Here is an 18,486-nt window from a genome sequence, read left to right as displayed (position 1 = left end):
GCACTCCCCGTTGGACCGATTGCACCCTCGCGTCCCCCGGCTGTCACCCCTGCGAGTGCAACGGGAGCTCCCAGGTGTCGACCGCGTAGTGCAGGCGCATGCCGTGCGCCTCGTACAGGGCGAGGGCGCCGGTCTCGTTGTGGGTGTCCACGCCGAGGCCCAGGGTGCGGCGGCCGCGGGCGGCGTAGGCGGCGAAGCCGTGGCGCAGGAGGTGGGCGCCGATGCCGCGGCCGCGCAGGTCCTCGCGGACGCCGAGGTGGCTGACCCAGCCCATGCTGGTGCGGTCGTCGCGGGTGACGAGGACGGCCGCGTCGCCCTTGCCGGGCAGGCTCGCGATCCACACCAGCGACCAGTCCAGGGCGCGGCCGTCGATGTGGTCGAGCCAGGCCCCGTACGGGCGGTGCGCGTGCCCGAAGTGCGCGGCGAAGGTCTCCTCCACGAGGGCGTGGGCGCGGCGGCGGTCGGCCTCGTCGACGGCGCAGTCGCGCAGGACGAGGCCCTCGGGCGGGACGGGCGGGAGGTCCGCGGCGGGCGAGAGCCGGCGGGTCATCACCTGGTGGCGCCGGACGCCGCGGTAGCCGCGGCCGGTGAGGAGGGTGAGGTCGAGGGTGGGCCGGACGTTGAGCTGGATGTGCAGCCGGGCCGCGGCGCCGGCGCCGGAGGCCATCTTGCGGGCCCGGTCCTCCATCCGCCGCAGCAGTGCCAGGGCGGCCCGGCCGTGGCCGGGCAGGACGTAGTGGTCGCCGTCGATCCGGCCGGGTCCGGAGTCGGCCCAGACGAGGGCGTACGCGACGAGCCGGCCGCCCTGGAAGGCGAGCCAGGAGTCGGTGGCGAGGTCCACCTCGGGGTGGTTGAGGTCGGCCTCGACGGAGCCCAGGCCGGTCTCGGGTCTGCCGATCTCGATGACGTCGACGGCGTTGAGCAGTGCGCAGATGTCGGCGGCGTCCCCGGGCCCGGCCGGGCGGACGGTCAGCGTGTCGGTCATCCGCCCACTGTCGGCGGCGCGGGGGCGCGGCCGCAACGGACTTCGGGCCCGGGGTACGGGGCGGGCGGTGCGGGGCCGGGCGGTGCCGGGCAGTGCGGGCGGGGCGGGGCGGGAAACGCCCGGGCGCCCGGGACGGAGCTGCTGCTCCGTCCCGGGCGCCCGGGTACGCGTACGCCTCGCGGGGGTCAGACGGCCAGGACGGCCTTCTCCTCCGCGAAGTGGCAGGCGGACTCGTGCGCGGCCGGGCTGGCGGAGCCCACGAAGCGCGTCGGGATCGCCAGCAGCGGCTCCTCCGTGGCGCACTTCTCCTCGGCCTTCCAGCAGCGGGTGCGGAAGCGGCAGCCCGAGGGCGGGTTGGCCGGTGAGGGGACGTCACCGGTGAGGATGATCCGCTCGCGGCCCTCGCGGGCGTCCGGGTCCGGCACCGGCACGGCGGACAGCAGCGCCTGGGTGTAGGGGTGGGTGGGGTGGTCGTAGATCTCGGTGTCGGTGCCGATCTCGGCCATCTTGCCCAGGTACATGACGCCCACGCGGTCCGAGATGTGCCGGACGATGGACAGGTCGTGCGCGATGAACACGTAGGAGAGGTCGAACTCGTCCTGGAGCTTGCCCATCAGGTTGATGACCTGTGCCTGCACCGACACGTCGAGCGCGGAGACCGGCTCGTCGCAGATGATGATCTCCGGGTTCAGCGCGAGGCCGCGGGCGATGCCGATGCGCTGGCGCTGGCCGCCGGAGAACTGGTGCGGGTAGCGGTTGATGTACTCCGGGTTCAGGCCCACCACGTCCAGGAGCTCCTGGACCTTGCGGCGCCGGTCGCCCTTCGGAGCCACCTCCGGGTGGATCTCGTACGGCTCGCCGATGATGTCGCCGACCGTCATGCGCGGGTTCAGCGAGGTGTACGGGTCCTGGAACACCATCTGGATGTTGCGGCGGACCGCCTTCAGGGCGGCGCCGGACAGCTTGGTGATGTCCTGGCCCTTGTAGAAGACCTCGCCGGCGGTGGCCTTCTCCAGGCTCATCAGCAGCTTGGCGACGGTGGACTTGCCACAGCCGGACTCGCCGACGATGCCGAGGGTCTCGCCCCGGTACAGGTCGAAGGAGACGCCGTCGACGGCCTTGACCGCGCCGATCTGCTTCTTGAACAGGATGCCCTGGGTCAGCGGGAAGTGCTTGACCAGGTTGCGCACCTGGAGGATCGGCTCGCCCCGGTCCTTGGTGAGGTCAGCCATGGATCTGCTCCTTCCAGAAGTGGCACGCGCTGCCGCGGCCGGGCAGCTCGGTGCCGCCCTGCTCGGTCACCTGGTGCAGGACCGGTACGTCGGTGCGGCAGACGTCCTGCGCCTTGGGGCAGCGCGGGTTGAAGGCGCAGCCCGGGGGGATGTTGAGCAGGTTGGGCGGCAGGCCCTTGATCGCGTAGAGCTCCTGGCCCTTCTGGTCCAGGCGCGGGATCGAGTCGAGCAGGCCGCGGGTGTACGGGTGTGCCGGGCGGCTGTAGATCTCGTGGACCGGGGCGGTCTCGACGATCCGGCCGCCGTACATGACGGCGATCTTGTCCGCGACGTCGGCGACGACGCCGAGGTCGTGGGTGATCAGGATCAGGCCCATGTTCATCTCGCGCTGGAGCTCCGCGAGCAGGTCCATCACCTGGGCCTGGACCGTCACGTCGAGGGCCGTGGTCGGCTCGTCGGCGATGATCAGGTCCGGCTCCAGGGCCATCGCCATCGCGATCATGATGCGCTGGCGCATGCCGCCGGAGAACTGGTGCGGGTAGTCGCCCACGCGCGCCTTGGCGGCGGGGATCTTCACCCGGTCCATGAGCTCGACGGCCTTGGCGAGGGAGTCCTTCTTGGACATGCCCCGGTGGACCCGGAACATCTCGCCGAGCTGGGCGCCGACGGTGTGCACCGGGTTCAGCGAGGAGAGCGCGTCCTGGAAGATCATGGCGATCTTCGAGCCGCGGACCTTGCGGAACTCCTCGGCCGGGAGCTTCAGCAGGTCCTGGCCCTGGAAGAGGATCTCACCCGAGGGGATCTTGCCGGGCGGCATGTCGAGGATGCCCATGATGGCCTGCGCCGTCACGGACTTGCCCGAGCCGGACTCGCCGAGCACGGCGAGGGTCTCGCCGGCGTCCACGGAGTACGAGACACCGTTGACGGCCTTGGCGACTCCGTCGCGGGTGTGGAACTCGACGTGCAGGTCGCGCACTTCGAGCAGGTGGGTCCCCTCCGGCGCCGAACGGGGCGCGGGGACGTTCGAGGTCTTGTCGATGGTGGTCAACGTACGCCCTTCCTCAGCGCAGCTTCGGGTCGAGGGCGTCGCGTACCGCGTCGCCGACCATGATGAATGCGAGCACCGTGATGCTCAGCGCGATCGACGGGAACAGCAGCACGTGCGGTGCCTGGAGCCAGCGGACGGAGGCGTCGCTGACCATCAGGCCCCAGGAGATCTCCGGGGGCTGGACACCGATACCGAGGTAGGACAGCGCCGCCTCGGCCGAGATGTACACACCCAGGCTGATCGCGCCGACCACGATGACGGGGGCGACGGCGTTCGGCAGGATGTGGCGGATCGTGATGCGCATGGTGCCGGCGCCCAGGGCGCGGGCGGCCACGACGTAGTCGTTGTTCTTGTTCTGCAGCACCGAGGACCGCATGATGCGGAAGATCTGCGGCCAGCCGAGGATCGCGAGCACCAGGGAGACGGTCCAGGCGTTGCCCGGGAGCGCCGACATGATCAGCATTCCGCCGAGCAGCAGCGGGATCGCGAAGAAGATCTCCGTGAAGCGGGACAGGAAGCTGTCCACGACGCCGCCGACCCAGCCGGCGATCAGACCGAGGGCACCGCCGACGATCAGTACGAGCGAGGTGGTGACGACGCCGACGATCACGGAGTTGCGAGCGGCCCACACGGTACGCGTGTAGACGTCGCAGCCCTGGATGTCATAGCCGAACCAGTGGGCGGCGCTCGGGGTCTTGAGCGAGTCCTCCAGTTTGCAGGCGCCCGCGTCGAACGGGGTGCCGTCGGTGAACAGCTGCGGCACGGCGGCCACGATCAGCAGGAACACCACGAGGGCGCCGCCGATGATGAAGATCGGGTTGCGGCGCAGGTCGTCGATGGCGTCGGACCAGAGGCTGGCCTCGCGGTCCTTCTTCTTCTTGCCCTGGACCTTGCCGGCCGGCGTGCCACCGGAGGCGGACGCGGCGGTCTGGGTGTCGGTCATCGAGTCCTCCACCGTATTCGTGTCACGCATAGCGGATCCTCGGGTCGAGCACGGCGTACAGCAGGTCCACGAGAAGGTTGGCGACGAGGTAGATGAGGACCAGGAGGGTCACACCACCCACGACGACGGCACCCTGCTTGAGGTAGACGGACTGGGCGAGCAGGCCGCCGAGGCCGTGCATGTTGAAGATGCGCTCGGTGATGACCGCACCGCCCATGAGGGAGCCGAGGTCGGCGCCGAGGAAGGTGACGATCGGGATCAGCGCGTTGCGCAGCGCGTGGTTGACCACGACGCGGCGGCGGGGCAGGCCCTTGGCCGTGGCGGTGCGCACGTAGTCCGCGCGCATGGTCTCCATCAGGCTGGTGCGGGTCAGTCGGGCGACGTACGCCAGCGAGGTGGACGCGAGCACCCAGGCCGGGAGGAGGTAGGCCTTGAGCCCGTCGTTCTCGTTGAAGGAGACGGAGAAGAGCTCGATGCCCCAGCTGTTCTTCAGCTGGACGCCGAGGGTCAGCTGGAGGACGAAACCGGTCACGAAGACGGGGATCGAGATGACCATCAGGGTGGAGATGAGGACCAGCTGGTCGAGGAACTTGCCGCGGCGCAGGGCGGCCATGATGCCGGCCGCGACACCGACGATGGCCTCGATGACGAAGGCGAAGATCGCGAGGTTCACCGTGTACGGGAACGCCTCGCCGATCATGTCGATGACCTTGCGCCCGGTCAGGGTCTCGCCGAGGTCACCCTGGAACACACCGGTGATGTAGTTCCAGTACTGCAGCAGGAACGGGTCGTCGAGGTGGTACTTCTCGCGCAGCATCGCGGCGACGATGGGGTCTGCCTTCTTCTCGCCGGCGAGGAGCTGAATCGGGTCAGCGCCGGGCATGGCGAAGGTCAGCAGGTAGATCAGGAACGTGGCGCCGATCAGAACAGGGATCGCCTGTATGAGTCGGCGGATGAGGTAGCGGCCCATCAGACCTCCAGCAAAGAACAGGGGGAAAGGGCGGGCATACGGAAACCTGATTCCGTATGCCCGCCCCCCGGAAATCCCCTAAGTGACGAGGGGTGTTAGTTGCGCTCGACGTTGGCCAGGTCCATGCGGCCCTGGGCGTCGACCTCGACGTTCTTCACGGACTTGGAGTAGGCCGCGGAGGACATGTACGTGAACACCGGGATGTACGGAAGGTCGCGGATGACGATGTCATCGGCCTTCTGGTACAGCTTCAGACCCTCGGCCGCATCGGTGGCCTTGTCGGCCTCCGCCATGACCTTCTCGAACTCGTCGTTACGGTAGTGGCCGTAGTTGGAGCCCTGCTCGATCGCGACCTTCGAGAAGACCGGACGCAGGTAGTTCTCCGCCGCCGGGTAGTCCATGGACCACGCCATGCGGAACGCGCCCTTGTACTTCGACGCCTGGAGGTCGTCCAGCATGTCACCGAACTTGGCGTACGGCTTGGCGGTGACCTCGATGCCGAGGTTCGCCTTCAGCTGGTTGGCGACGGCCTCGATCCACTCCTTGTGGCCGCCGTCGGCGTTGTAGCCGAGCTCGATCTTGTTGCCGGGGACACCGCCGGCCTTGTCGAAGAGCTCCTTGGCCTTGGTCGGGTTGTACTGGCCGAACTCGCCCAGCGCGCCCTTGCGGTAGCCCGGGATGATGGGGCTGATGAAGTCGTCGGCCGGCTTGCGGGTGCCGTTGAAGATGGTCTTCGTCAGCGTGTCCCGGTCGATGGCCATGGAGATGGCCTGACGGATCTCCAGCTTGCCGAACGCCTCGGGGTTCGTCTCGAGCGGGAGGCCGAGGTAGCCGACGGCCGACTCGGGCTTGTAGATGTAGCGGTCGCCGAACTCCTGGGAGACGGTGGCCATCGCGGAGATCGGGAGCTTGTCGACGATCTGGATGTTGTCGGCGCGCAGGTCGTTGTACGCCGTGTCCATGTTGTCGTAGATCTTGAAGGTGACGCCCGCGAGCTTCGCGCGGCCCTCGGCCGGGTACTTCTCGAAGCGCTTGACCTTGATCTGCTTGTTGTGCTCCCAGGCGCCGTCCATCTGGAAGGGGCCGTTGCCGATCGGGTTGTCACCGAACTTCTTCAGGTCGGTGGTCTCGAAGGCCTTCGGCAGCGGGTAGAAGGCGTTGTAGCCCAGCATGGTCTTGAACTGCGAGAACGGCTCCTTCAGCGTGACGGTGAAGGTGTTCTCGTCAACGACCTTGAGGCCCTTGAGCTCCTTGGCGGTGGGCTTCTTGCCCTTGCCCGGCGCGAGCTCGTCGGAGCCCTCGATCTTGGAGAAGAACGGGAGGCCCTCGGCCGCGTTCTCCTGGTTGGCGCCCCAGTTCCAGGCACGGACGAAGGACTGCGCGTCGACCTTCTCACCGTTGTGGAAGGTGCGACCCTGCTTGACCTTGATGGTCCAGGTCTTCGAGTCCGTGGTCTCGATGGACTCGGCCGCGTCGAGCTTCGGCTCGTTGGTCTTGGTGTCGTAGTCGACCAGACCGTCGAAGAGCGCGTTGAGGACCTCGGCGCCCTCGGACTCGGCGGTGTTCTGACCCACCAGCTCGTGCTGCGGCTCGCCGAGCACAACCGTGATGTTGCCGCCCTTGCCACCGGCGTCGTTGCTACCGGTGCTGCAGGCCGTCGCGGCCATGGCCACGATCACGGCACCCGCGACCCACTTGGCGCTCGTTGCTCCGCGCATGGGTATTTGCCTCCTCAGGAGTCACTGTCGATTCGTGAAGGACCCGGTTCCCGCTGACACCCCTGACAGCGAAATCCGGTCCCATCGTGTGTGCTCGTGAGTCGACGCTCCCCACAGCGTGTGACCCATTGACCCGAGCTCAATGGAGCCATCCTCAGGGACTGCCAGGCCGTAAACCACACTTACGTGGTCTCGTTTTCACAACATCACCGCATGGCCAAAACCCGAAATCCGGACAAACGGATAGGAGACAGACACGTGCGAAACGGACGGTTAGCTCATCATCCGGAGCGTCACGGTCGGTATGCGGACATCAGAACGCAATAATCCGTTTGACAAACGCGAACGGCCCCTCCCCGCACCGGTCCGGTGGGGGGAGGGGCCGCTGTCAGCCGTACTGCTTTCGGCCAGAGTCCGACTCGCGTACTACTTGGCGGACTTGGCGCGCGACGCGGTGCGCGAGCGCTCCTTCTGGTCCAGGACGACCTTGCGGATGCGCACGGCCTCCGGGGTCACCTCGACGCACTCGTCGTCGCGGCAGAACTCCAGGGACTGCTCCAGGGAGAGCTTGCGCGGCGGGATCACGTTCTCCGTGTTGTCCGCCGAAGCCGCACGCATGTTGGTGAGCTTCTTCTCCTTGGTGATGTTCACGTCCATGTCGTCGGAGCGCGAGTTCTCGCCGACGATCATGCCCTCGTACACCTCGGTGCCGGGCTCGGTGAACAGGACGCCGCGCTCCTGCAGGTTGATCATCGCGAACGGCGTGACCGCACCGGCGCGGTCGGCGACCAGCGAACCGTTGTTACGGGTGACCAGCGGGCCGAACCACGGCTCGTGGCCCTCGTGGATCGAGTGGGCGATACCCGTACCGCGGGTGTTGGTCAGGAACTCCGTACGGAAGCCGATGAGGCCGCGGGACGGGACGACGAACTCCATGCGGACCCAGCCGGAGCCGTGGTTCGACATGTTGTCCATGCGGCCCTTGCGGACGCCCATGAGCTGCGTGACCGCGCCCATGTGCTCCTCGGGCACGTCGATCGTCATGCGCTCGACCGGCTCGTGCACCTTGCCGTCGATCTCCTGGGTGACGACCTGCGGCTTGCCGATGGTCAGCTCGAAGCCCTCGCGGCGCATCTGCTCGACCAGGATGGCGAGCGCGAGCTCACCACGGCCCTGGACCTCCCAGGCGTCCGGACGCTCGGTGTCCAGGACGCGCAGGGAGACGTTGCCGATCAGCTCGCGGTCGAGGCGGTCCTTGACCTGGCGGGCGGTGACCTTGCGGTCCTTGACCGCGGACTTCGCGTCCGCGCCCTTGCCCGTGCCGCCGCGGCCGACCATCGGGGAGGTGTTCGTGCCGATGGTCATGGAGATCGCCGGCTCGTCGACCGAGATCAGCGGAAGCGCGATCGGGTTCTCCGGGTCGGCGAGGGTCTCGCCGATCATGATGTCGGGGATACCGGCGACGGCGCAGATGTCACCGGGGCCGGCGACCTCGGCGGGCTTGCGGGTGAGCGCCTCGGTCATCATCAGCTCGGTGATGCGGACGTTGGAGATCGTCCCGTCGCGCTTGATCCAGGCCACGGTCTGGCCCTTGCGCAGCTCGCCCTGCTCGACGCGCAGCAGTGCGATGCGGCCGAGGAAGTTGTCGGCGTCCAGGTTGGTGACGTGGGCCTGGAGGGGGGCCTCCTCGTCGTACACCGGGGCCGGGACGTGCTCCAGGATGGTGGAGAAGAACGGCTCCAGGTTGTCGCTGTCCGCGGGGACGGTGCCGTCCTCCGGCTTGGTCAGCGAGGCGACGCCGTCACGGCCGCAGGCGTAGACGATCGGGAACTCGATCTGGTCCTCGTCGGCGTCCAGGTCCAGGAAGAGGTCGTACGTCTCGTTGACGACCTCGTCGATCCGGGAGTCCGGGCGGTCCGTCTTGTTGATGCAGAGGATGACGGGCATCCGGGCCTGGAGGGCCTTGCGGAGCACGAAGCGGGTCTGGGGCAGCGGACCCTCGGAGGCGTCCACCAGCAGGACGACGGCGTCCACCATCGACAGACCGCGCTCGACCTCACCACCGAAGTCGGCGTGGCCGGGGGTGTCGATGATGTTGATCGTGATCGGGGCCCCGCCGTCCTTGGGGTGGTACTTCACCGCCGTGTTCTTGGCGAGGATCGTGATGCCCTTCTCACGCTCCAGGTCGTTCGAGTCCATCATGCGGTCGTCGAGCTGCTGGTGGGCGGCGAAGGCACCGGCCTGCTTGAGCATGGCATCGACGATGGTCGTCTTTCCATGGTCGACGTGGGCGACGATGGCGACGTTACGGATGTCGTGGCGCGTGGGCACTTCGGCGCTTCTCCCGGGATCGTGGATGGCGACGCGTACGGTCCGGCACGCGCGCCTCGACCGGGCGGAAAACCTGCCACGGCCTTACCCCATGGTACGTCGAATGGCGGGAACCGCCTGCCGGGGGGTCTGTCAAGGGGCCGGACGACTGAGGACGGCCGGGCTTCGGGTGGGGGGTCCCGGCTGTCGGTGGGGCCTGTGTTCATGCGGGTCAATGGGTGTGGGCACGACCTTGCCCGCCGGGAATCCGGCGGGCAAGGAAATTGAGTCACTTCTGAGCTTGTGACCCCTGGGTCAACCTGACAGGCCCCGTTTTTTCACCACTTCTTCCCCTGGGCGCCTCGCGCCCCGGCTACTTCTTCTCCTTCTTGGCGTCCTTGGCCTGGGGCGGCTTCTTCCAGCCGATGTCCTGGTACCGGGGCGTCGCGAGACCGAAGGCGCCCGCGTTGGCCAGGCTCGGCTTGACGGCGACCAGCTCGGGACGCTGGTAGAGCGGGATGGAGCCGGCCGCCGCCCAGATCCGGGCGTCCGCCTTGCGCATCAGCTCGCGGGCCTGCGCCTCGTCCAGCTCGCCGGCCGCCTGGTCGAAGAGCTGGTCGATGTGGTCGGTGCCGACCCGGGTGTAGTTCTGCTCGACGAGGAGCGAGCCGTCGGCGGCCGGCTCCGGCTTGGCGAAGATGGGCCGGGCGTCGGTGGCCGGGAAGGCCGTCGCGGGCCAGGAGTAGAGGGCCAGGTCGTACTGGCCCGAGGCGATGTGGTCCTTGAAGAAGCTCTCGTCGGCGACCTTCTTGATCTCGGTGCTGATGCCGATCTTCTGGAGCATCTGGGAGATCCGCTCGCCGACCGAGCGCAGGGCCTCCGAGCCGGGGCCGGACGGGAGGACGAAGCGCAGGCTGAGCGCCTTGCCGTCCTTGGCCAGCATCGCGCCGGAGGTGCGGGCGGGCTGCTTGGCGGGGACGGGGGCCGGGCTGGCGGCGGGATCCTTGCCGTCCTCGCCCTCGGCCGGGGCGGCCTTGGCGTCGTCGCCCTCCGCGGGGGCCTTGCCGTCGTCACCCGCCGCCGGGACCGCCTTCGCCGCCGCGAGGGCCTCCGCCTGCGCGAGGAGCACCTGCTCCTGCTGCGCGGCGAGGGAGGCCGGGGCCAGGGCCGGCGAGGGCAGGTCGGTGCGGCCGAAGGTGGCGAGCCCGTCGGCCCGGTCCGCCCCGAAGCCGCGCGCGGAGCCCTCAGGGAGGACGCGCAGCCCCGCGGCGGGGGCACCGGGCAGGCCCGGGCCGACCCGGCGGATGCCCAGGTCGGCGGTGGCGGAGCGCAGGTCGCCGTTGCGTCCGTCGTCGTCGCCCACGATGTAGAGGCCGTCGTTCCCGGTGCCGTCGCCCGGAGCGGGCTTCGCCCCCGCCGGGGTCTTGGAGTCGTCCTGCGCGCCCCCGGCGCTCTCGGCCCCGGCCTTCGCCCCGGCCGGCTCGTTCAGCTTGCCGCCCCTGCGCCAGCCCGCGTCCGCGAGCAGGGCCTGGGCCGCCTGGGTGTCCTGGCCGCCGAGGGCGTGGCTGTTGTCGGCGTACGCCTGCTGCCCGGCCAGCGCCAGGTGGCTGCCGACCGGCTTGGCGGGCAGCCCCAGCGGCTTGAGGACGGTCTCGGCCAGCGTCCTGCGGTCCAGGGCACGGGCGACCGCCCGGCGGACCCGCTCGTCCGACAGCGGGCCGGAGGCCCCGTTCATGGCCAGCTGCGTGTAGGCGGGCTCCAGGGACTTGCGGACCGTGAAGCGGCGCAGGGCCGCCTGCTCCTCGGCGTACTTCTTGACGGCCGCGGCCTTCTCCTGGCGGGCTTCCTGCTCCTCCTTCGCCCGGTCCTCGTCGGCGCCGTGGGCCAGGGCCCAGGAGAGGGTGGCCTGCGCGGGGGTGAGGGTGGCACCCGGGCCGTGCGTACCGTCGACGCGTCCGGCGTCCCGGTGCGCGAGGGCGATGCGGTCGGCGCCCGCGCGGTCGATCTCACCGAGGTCGATCTTCCCGGCGGCCAGCGCGGCCGGGCGGCCAGCCCGGGGCACGGCCGTCAGCACGAGCGTGTCCAGCTTGGCGGGGCGGCCCCACCAGCGGGCGTTGCGGGTGAGGGCGGCGGTGCCGGTCTTCTTGTCGATGGCCCCGAGTCCGAAGGGCCCGGCGGTGACCTTCAGGGCGCCGCGGGCGCCCTCGTTGAAGGCCTCGGGGGTGCCCATGACCTGCTTGGGGTAGAGCGGGCTGAACAAGGAGCGCCAGTCGCCGTACGGCCTGGCGAAGGTGACCCTGACCTCCAGGTCGTTCTTGCCGCGCTCGATCTTCTCGATCCGGTCGTAGCCGGCGTTGCGGGCGGTCCAGTACGCCGAGTCCTTGCCGTTCAGGGCCCGCCACTGGGCGACGAAGTCGGCGGCCCCGATCTCGCGCCCGTCGCTCCAGACCGCCTGCTGGTTCAGCTTGTACAGGACGACCTGCTTGGGCTCGCGCTCGATGACCTCGGCCTTCTCCAGGTAGTCGGGATCGGCCACCGGCCGGCCCTTGGCGTCCAGGGTGAACAGGTGGGGCAGGACCGCCCCGGCGATCCGGTTGGTGGCGGCGTCCGCGTCGGCCTGGAAGGTGTTCAGGGTCTCCGGCAGGGAGTCCACGGCCCAGCGCAGCACGCCGCCGTCGGCGACCTGCTCGCGGACGGTCGCCGCGATGTCCGGCCCCGCGGCGGCCGGGCCGCCCTCGTCCTCACCCGCCCCGCACCCCGCGAGGAGCGGCAGTGCGAGGACTCCCGAGGTGAGGAGCGCCAAGGACCTGCGCCTTCTCTGGGTCATGGGTGGTACCTCCGGGGCGGGGCGCGAGGGCCGTGAAGAGGGTCTTGATCACGTTCGGCGGTATTTGGAGCTGATCACACCGGTGTGGAAACCCACTGAAATCGACCACCGCCCGCGTGCTCCGCAGCGGCCCCTCGCCACGCCGCGAACCCCACCCGTGCGGACCAATCCGGCTTGCGGCCGGGGGCCGCGCGCCCCGCCCCGGGGCGGCCGCCGGGCTCCGCGCCCAGGCGCGCGTTCCCTCCTTCGAGGGATGAAAATGGGGGCAGGGAGGGGCGCACGGTTTGCGCCTGCGCGCCCGGAATCGCTGCACGTCCCTTCACAACCGGGGACGGGAGGCGCGACACTCGCAGGCGCCCGTGAGCGTTGCCACCGCACCCTGCGGAAGTGAGGGCAAGTCATGTCCCTGCAAGACGATCTGACCGCCGTACGGCGCAACCTCGACCAGCTGGTCCGCTCGGTGGAGCAGCTGGAGAAGGACGTCGCCCGACAGGTTCCGGCCGCCGGCTCCCGGCCGCCGGAGAAATCCGGGATGGTGACCATCCCGGACACCCCGTACGACAACGCGCTGTGGACGGACACCGACGACGAGGGCCTCGGCGCCCGCGACCGCCGCGCCCCCTGACCGACCCGTCCGGCCGATCCGTCCACCGGCCCGTCCGGCCGTCCACCCGTCCGGCCGTCCGCGCACGGCATCCCCATCTGGCCCGGCCGCTCCGGCGGCCGGGCCTCCTGGGCCACCCGCTCGTCCACTCCACCCGGAGTTCCCCTTGGCCACAGGCACGGAACCACCCCAGCAGCGGCCCGGCGGGGTCCACGGCCCCTCCCGGGCCGCGATCGCGGCCCGGCACCTGCGCACCGACCGGTGGTGGCTGTCGCCCGCCGGCACCGCGGCCGGGCTGCTCGCCTTCATCGCGTACTCGACCTGGCGGGCCTTCGCCAACGACCACTACTACGCGGCCCCGTACGTCTCCCCCTTCTACTCCCCCTGTCTGGCGGAGAACTGCCTGCCGATGCGGGACGGCCCGAACCTGGACCTGTTCGGCAGCTGGTGGGGCCTGTCGCCCGCCCTGCTGATCCTGGTCTTCCCGCTCGGCTTCCGGCTGACCTGCTACTACTACCGCAAGGCCTATTACCGGGGCTTCTGGGCCTCGCCGCCCGCCTGCGCCGTCGCCGAGCCGCACGCCTCGTACACCGGCGAGACCCGCTTCCCGCTGGTCCTGCAGAACCTGCACCGGTACTTCTTCTACGCGGCGGTGCCGGTGGCGGGCATCCTCACGTACGACACCGTGCTGACCTTCCGCGACGCGCACTACGCGTGGGGCCACATGGGGCTGGGCACCCTGGTCTTCCTCGCCAACATCGTGCTGATCTGGGCCTACACCCTCTCCTGCCACTCCTGCCGGCACATCGTGGGCGGCCGCCTCAAGCACTTCTCGAAGCACCCGGTCCGCTACCGGCTGTGGGGCTGGGTCAGCCGGCTCAACGCCCGCCACATGCAGCTCGCCTGGGCCTCCCTGATCAGCGTGGCCCTGTGCGACTTCTACGTGTACCTGCTGGCCAGCGGCACCATCACCGACCCGAGGATCTTCTGAGATGGCTCAAGTGGAACGGCAGCAGTGGGACGTGGTCGTGGTCGGCGCGGGCGGTGCCGGGCTGCGGGCCGCGATCGAGGCCCGCGAGCGCGGGGCCCGGACGGCCGTGATCTGCAAGTCCCTCTTCGGCAAGGCCCACACGGTGATGGCGGAGGGCGGGATCGCCGCCTCCATGGGCAACGTCAACGAGGGCGACAACTGGCAGGTCCACTTCCGCGACACCATGCGCGGCGGGAAGTTCCTCAACCAGTGGCGGATGGCCGAGCTGCACGCCAAGGAGGCCCCGGACCGGGTCTGGGAGCTGGAGACCTGGGGCGCGCTCTTCGACCGCACGCCCGACGGGCGGATCTCCCAGCGCAACTTCGGCGGGCACGAGTACCCGCGCCTCGCGCACGTCGGCGACCGCACCGGCCTGGAGCTGATCCGCACCCTCCAGCAGCGGATCGTCGCCCTCCAGCAGGAGGACTTCAAGGAGACCGGCGACTACGAGGCCCGCCTGAAGGTCTTCCAGGAGTGCACGGTCACCCGGGTCCTCAAGGACGGCGAGAAGGTCTCGGGGACCTTCTGCTACGAGCGCGAGTCCGGCCGCTTCTTCGTCCTGGAGGCCCCGGCCGTGGTGCTGGCCACCGGCGGGATCGGCAAGTCCTTCAAGACCACCTCCAACTCCTGGGAGTACACCGGCGACGGACACGCGCTGGCCCTGCTCGCCGGCGCCCCGCTGCTGAACATGGAGTTCGTGCAGTTCCACCCCACGGGCATGGTCTGGCCGCCCTCGGTGAAGGGGATCCTCGTCACGGAGTCCGTGCGCGGCGACGGCGGGGTGCTGCGCAACTCCGAAGGCCGGCGGTTCATGTTCGACTACGTCCCCGACGTCTTCAAGGACAAGTACGCCGAGTCTGAGGAGGAGGGCGACCGCTGGTACGAGGACCCGGACCACAACCGCCGCCCGCCCGAGCTGCTGCCCCGCGACGAGGTGGCCCGCGCCATCAACTCCGAGGTCAAGGCCGGCCGCGGCTCCCCGCACGGCGGGGTGTTCCTCGACGTGTCCACCCGGATGCCGGCCGAGAAGATCAAACGCCGGCTGCCGTCCATGTACCACCAGTTCAAGGAGCTGGCGGACGTGGACATCACCGCCGAGCCCATGGAGGTCGGCCCGACCTGCCACTACGTGATGGGCGGCATCGCGGTCGACTCCGACACCGCCGCCACGGTCGGCGTACCGGGGCTGTTCGCCGCCGGTGAGGTGGCGGGCGGCATGCACGGCTCGAACCGGCTCGGCGGCAACTCCCTCTCCGACCTGCTGGTCTTCGGCCGGCGGGCCGGGCTGCACGCGGCCGGCTACGCGGCCGCCCCGGGCCGGCGGCCCGGGGTGTCCCAGGAGCAGATCGACGCGGCGGCCGCCGAGGCGCTGGCCCCCTTCCACGCGGACGAGGGCGCGGAGAACCCGTACACCCTGCACCAGGAACTCCAGACGGCGATGAACGACCTGGTCGGCATCATCCGCCGGGCGGGCGAGATGGCCGAGGCCCTGGAGCGGCTCGCGGCCCTGCGCGTACGGGCGGCCCGCGCCGGGGTCGAGGGGCACCGGCAGTTCAACCCGGGCTGGCACCTGGCGCTGGACCTGCGCAACATGCTGCTGGTCAGCGAGTGCGTGGCCCGCGCCGCCCTGGAGCGCACCGAGAGCCGGGGCGGGCACACCCGCGAGGACTGCCCGGCGATGGAACGGCAGTGGCGTGCGGTGAACCTGCTGTGCCGCCCGGTCGATCCGGCCCCCGCCGATCCCGCCGCGGCGCGGATCGCGCTGGAGCGGGTCCGTACCGAGCCGATCCGCCCCGACCTGCTCGCGCTCTTCGAGAAGGAAGAGCTGGCCAAGTACCTCGCCGAAGAGGAGCTCTACGGGTGACCACATACGACGCACGCTTCCGGGTCTGGCGGGGCGACGCGGAGGGCGGGGAACTGCGGGACTTCACCGTCGAGGTGCACGACGGCGAGGTGGTCCTGGACATCGTGCACCGGCTCCAGGCGACGCAGGCGTCCGACCTCGCGGTCCGCTGGAACTGCAAGGCGGGCAAGTGCGGCTCGTGCAGCGCGGAGATCAACGGCCGGCCGCGGCTGATGTGCATGACGCGGATGTCCGTCTTCGAGCGGGACGAGACGGTCACGATCACCCCGCTGCGGGCCTTCCCGGTCATCCGCGACCTGGTCACGGACGTGTCCTTCAACTACGCCAAGGCCCGGGAGGTGCCGGCCTTCGTGCCCCCGCCGGGGGTCGCGGCGGGCGAGTACCGGATGCGGCAGGCGGACGTGGAGCGCTCGCAGGAGTTCCGCAAGTGCATCGAGTGCTTCCTGTGCCAGGACACCTGCCACGTGGTGCGCGACCACGAGGAGAACAAGGCGGCCTTCGCCGGCCCGCGCTTCCTGATGCGGGTCGCGGAGCTGGACATGCACCCGCTGGACGCGGCCGAGGAAGCCGGTCTGGACCGCAAGCGCACCGCCCAGGAGGAGCACGGGCTGGGCTACTGCAACATCACCAAGTGCTGCACGGAGGTCTGCCCCGAGGGCATCAAGATCACCGACAACGCCCTGATCCCGCTGAAGGAGCGGGCCGTGGACCGCAAGTACGACCCCCTGGTGTGGCTGGGGAACAAGATCCGGCGCCGCCCGGACCCCCTCTGAGGGCCGGCCACGCGCCGGGGCGGCGACCCGGCCGGGGCGGCGGCTCCGGGTGCGGGTCCGCCGCCGGGACCATAGCCTCCGGAATGTGCACCCCCCGAGACGCGGGACGCTCCCCCGCACCCCCACCCCCGGGCTGCTCCTCGCCGCCGCCCTGCTCGCGCTCGCGCTCGGCGGGCTGGGGGTGGCCGGCGCGGGGCCGGCCCGCGCCGAGGACCCCGTCACGCTGTCGCGGCAGGGGCAGGTCACCGACCGCGTCGGCGCCCTCGGGGACCGCGCCCCCGCGGTGACGGCAGCCCTCGACCGGCTCTACGCCGACCGCCGGATCCAGCTCTTCGTCACCTATGTGCACGACTTCTCCGACCGGTCTCCCCAGAGCTGGGCCGACGCCACCGCCCAGAAGAACGGCCTGGGCCGGGACGACGTCCTGCTCGCGGTGGCGACCGGCACCCGCCAGTACGCCCATTCGGCCGACGTGGACTCCGGTTTCACCCAGGAGCAGCTCGACGCCGTCGCCCGTACCGCCGTCGAGCCCGCGCTGCGCCGGAACGACTGGGCGGGCGCCGCGATCGGCGCGGCGAACGGCTACGACGCCGTGCTCGGCGGGCGGCCCGTCCCCGTGCCCGCCATCACCCCCGGCGCGGCCGACCCCGGCGGCGGGGCGGACGGGGGCAGCGGGGCCGGGGACTTCGTGCTGCCGGTGGTCGCCGTCGGCGCGGCCGGGGCGCTCGGGGTGTACGCGTACCGGCGCCGCGGGAAGCGCGGCGGGCCGGGCCGGGGCACCACCACCGGCCATGCCGGCTGGGACGGTGCCCGGGCCGCGCCGGCCCCGCTGCCCGAGCTGGACGCCCGGGCGAGGGCCCTGCTGGTGGAGACGGACGACGCCGTCCGCACCAGCACCGAGGAACTGGGTTTCGCCACGGCGCAGTTCGGTGACGACGCGGTCGGCCCCTTCACCGAGGCGGTGCGGTACGCGAGGGACGAGCTGACGCACGCCTTCCGGCTGCGCCAGCAGCTGGACGACGCCTACCCGGAGGACGAGGCCACCCGGCGCCGGATGCTGGAGGAGATCGTGGCCCGCTGCACGGAGGCGAACCGCAGGCTCGACGCCGAGTCGGCCGGCTTCGACCGGCTGCGGGACCTGGAGAAGAACGCCCCGCAGGCCCTCGCCACGGTGGAGGCGCACTTCCGGGCGCTGAGCGGCCGTACGACCACCGCCGGGGCGACCCTGACCGCGCTGAAAGGACGGTACGCGGACTCCGCGTCCGCGCCGGTGGCCGCCAATCCCGGCCAGGCCGAGGACCGGCTCGTCTTCGCGGCGACCAGTCTCGGCGAGGCGCGGGCGGCCCTCGGCTCCGGGGACAACGGCCGGGCGGCCGTGCACGTCCGGGCCGCCGAGGGCGCGGTGGACCAGGCGGCGACGCTGGTGGACGCGGTCGAGCGGCGGGCACGGGAGCTGGCGGAGGCGGCCGGGAAGCTGCCGGGCGCCCTCACCGAGACGGAGACGGACCTCGCCGACGCGCGCGGCCTGCTCACCGGTGCCGCGGCGGGCTCCCCGACGGGCGACCTGCGCGGCCGGATCGGGCGGGCGGAGTCCGTACTGGCCGACGTGCGCCGGGAGCAGGCGGCGGGCCGGTACGACCCGATCGACGCCCTGCGCCGGGTCGAGGAGGCGGACGCGGCCCTCGACGAGGCCCTGGCGGGGGCGCGGGAGCAGGAGTCGGGGCGGCGGCGCGCGGCGGCGCTGCTGGACCAGGCCCAGCTGTCGGCCCGCAGTGCGATCGGCGCGGCGACGGACTACGTGACCACCAGCCGGGGTGCGGTCGGCAGCCAGGCCCGGACCCGGCTGGCGGAGGCGCAGCGGCACCTGGAGCGGTCGGTGTCGCTGGCCGGCCGGGACCCGGCGGGCGCGCTGGCGGAGGCGCAGCGGGCGGATTCCCTCGCCCGGCAGGCGCAGCAGCTGGCGGAGCAGGACGTGGGGGCGTACCAGAACCCGTACGCGGGGCAGCGCGGCCGGAGCGGTGCCGTGCTCGGCGGGATCATCCTGGGCGAGATCCTCCGGGGCGGGGGCGGCCGGGGCGGCTTCGGCGGCGGCGGCTTCGGCGGAGGGGGCTTCGGCGAGGGCCCCGGCTCCTACGGGGGCGGCGGTACCCGCGGCCGCATGGGCGGCGGCGGCCGCTTCTGA

General features: G+C 71.1%; 13 protein-coding genes. 5 read left to right on the top strand and 8 right to left on the bottom strand.

Annotation, left to right across the window (positions count from 1 at the left end):
* Nucleotides 1-43: 43 nt before the first annotated feature.
* The 8 genes from ACZ51S_RS13190 to ACZ51S_RS13155 form a co-directional block, all read right to left on the bottom strand.
* Nucleotides 44-985, bottom strand: coding sequence for a GNAT family N-acetyltransferase (locus ACZ51S_RS13190; RefSeq protein WP_468800954.1), 942 nt, complete (start codon nt 983-985; stop codon nt 44-46).
* A 185-nt stretch (nt 986-1,170) separates the two neighbouring features.
* Complete coding sequence (locus tag ACZ51S_RS13185) at nt 1,171-2,217, bottom strand: ABC transporter ATP-binding protein (protein ID WP_468478371.1); 1,047 nt, start codon at nt 2,215-2,217, stop codon at nt 1,171-1,173.
* Nucleotides 2,210-3,265, bottom strand: coding sequence for an ABC transporter ATP-binding protein (locus ACZ51S_RS13180; protein ID WP_468960754.1), 1,056 nt, complete (start codon nt 3,263-3,265; stop codon nt 2,210-2,212). Before ACZ51S_RS13180 ends, ACZ51S_RS13185 begins: the two co-directional genes overlap by 8 nt.
* 13 nt (nt 3,266-3,278) lie before the next feature.
* The gene (locus tag ACZ51S_RS13175) at nt 3,279-4,238 is read right to left on the bottom strand and encodes an ABC transporter permease (RefSeq protein WP_388934089.1); all 960 of its coding nucleotides are present in this window, start codon (nt 4,236-4,238) and stop codon (nt 3,279-3,281) included.
* Entirely contained in the window at nt 4,231-5,178 is a 948-nt protein-coding gene (locus tag ACZ51S_RS13170; RefSeq protein WP_467891236.1) for an ABC transporter permease, read from the bottom strand. The genes ACZ51S_RS13175 and ACZ51S_RS13170 overlap by 8 nt, the downstream gene beginning before the upstream one ends.
* A 95-nt stretch (nt 5,179-5,273) precedes the next feature.
* The gene (locus tag ACZ51S_RS13165; RefSeq protein ID WP_388934094.1) at nt 5,274-6,896 is read right to left on the bottom strand and encodes a peptide ABC transporter substrate-binding protein; all 1,623 of its coding nucleotides are present in this window, start codon (nt 6,894-6,896) and stop codon (nt 5,274-5,276) included.
* A 426-nt stretch (nt 6,897-7,322) separates the two neighbouring features.
* Nucleotides 7,323-9,227 carry a translational GTPase TypA gene (gene typA / locus ACZ51S_RS13160; protein ID WP_388934096.1) on the bottom strand — a complete coding sequence of 635 codons (1,905 nt, stop codon included), beginning with the start codon at nt 9,225-9,227 and terminating at the stop codon, nt 7,323-7,325.
* A 352-nt stretch (nt 9,228-9,579) separates the two neighbouring features.
* Nucleotides 9,580-12,033, bottom strand: a complete 2,454-nt coding sequence (locus ACZ51S_RS13155) for an ABC transporter family substrate-binding protein (RefSeq protein ID WP_468478375.1) — start codon at nt 12,031-12,033, stop codon at nt 9,580-9,582.
* Nucleotides 12,034-12,433: 400 nt separating this feature from the next.
* Here ACZ51S_RS13155 and ACZ51S_RS13150 point away from each other — a divergent pair, with 400 nt between their 5' ends.
* The 5 genes from ACZ51S_RS13150 (at nt 12,434) to ACZ51S_RS13130 (ending at nt 18,486) form a co-directional block, all read left to right on the top strand.
* Nucleotides 12,434-12,658, top strand: a complete 225-nt coding sequence (locus ACZ51S_RS13150; protein ID WP_467891245.1) for a hypothetical protein — start codon at nt 12,434-12,436, stop codon at nt 12,656-12,658.
* 145 nt (nt 12,659-12,803) lie between these two features.
* On the top strand, nt 12,804-13,628 hold the full coding sequence (locus tag ACZ51S_RS13145; RefSeq protein ID WP_468478376.1) for a hypothetical protein: 825 nt from the start codon (nt 12,804-12,806) through the stop codon (nt 13,626-13,628).
* A gap of 1 nt (nt 13,629) precedes the next feature.
* The gene (locus ACZ51S_RS13140; RefSeq protein ID WP_468800959.1) at nt 13,630-15,531 is read left to right on the top strand and encodes a fumarate reductase/succinate dehydrogenase flavoprotein subunit; all 1,902 of its coding nucleotides are present in this window, start codon (nt 13,630-13,632) and stop codon (nt 15,529-15,531) included.
* The gene (locus ACZ51S_RS13135) at nt 15,528-16,304 is read left to right on the top strand and encodes a succinate dehydrogenase/fumarate reductase iron-sulfur subunit (RefSeq protein WP_468884405.1); all 777 of its coding nucleotides are present in this window, start codon (nt 15,528-15,530) and stop codon (nt 16,302-16,304) included. The genes ACZ51S_RS13140 and ACZ51S_RS13135 overlap by 4 nt, the downstream gene beginning before the upstream one ends.
* 85 nt (nt 16,305-16,389) lie before the next feature.
* Entirely contained in the window at nt 16,390-18,486 is a 2,097-nt protein-coding gene (locus ACZ51S_RS13130; protein WP_468960751.1) for a TPM domain-containing protein, read from the top strand.

It is taken from the genome of Streptomyces sp. NPDC034043, from assembly GCF_055575675.1.
This window is presented reverse-complemented; position numbering and strand designations above follow the sequence as displayed.

Bases quoted from the DNA above. Each gene is read 5' to 3' on its own strand.
- ACZ51S_RS13140 (WP_468800959.1), top strand. From the start codon at position 13,630: ATGGCTCAAGTGGAACGGCAGCAGTGGGACGTGGTCGTGGTCGGCGCG.
- ACZ51S_RS13170 (WP_467891236.1), bottom strand. From the start codon at position 5,178: ATGGGCCGCTACCTCATCCGCCGACTCATACAGGCGATCCCTGTTCTG.
- ACZ51S_RS13165 (WP_388934094.1), bottom strand. From the start codon at position 6,896: ATGCGCGGAGCAACGAGCGCCAAGTGGGTCGCGGGTGCCGTGATCGTG.
- ACZ51S_RS13185 (WP_468478371.1), bottom strand. From the start codon at position 2,217: ATGGCTGACCTCACCAAGGACCGGGGCGAGCCGATCCTCCAGGTGCGC.
- ACZ51S_RS13175 (WP_388934089.1), bottom strand. From the start codon at position 4,238: ATGCGTGACACGAATACGGTGGAGGACTCGATGACCGACACCCAGACC.
- ACZ51S_RS13150 (WP_467891245.1), top strand. From the start codon at position 12,434: ATGTCCCTGCAAGACGATCTGACCGCCGTACGGCGCAACCTCGACCAG.
- ACZ51S_RS13155 (WP_468478375.1), bottom strand. From the start codon at position 12,033: ATGACCCAGAGAAGGCGCAGGTCCTTGGCGCTCCTCACCTCGGGAGTC.
- ACZ51S_RS13190 (WP_468800954.1), bottom strand. From the start codon at position 985: ATGACCGACACGCTGACCGTCCGCCCGGCCGGGCCCGGGGACGCCGCC.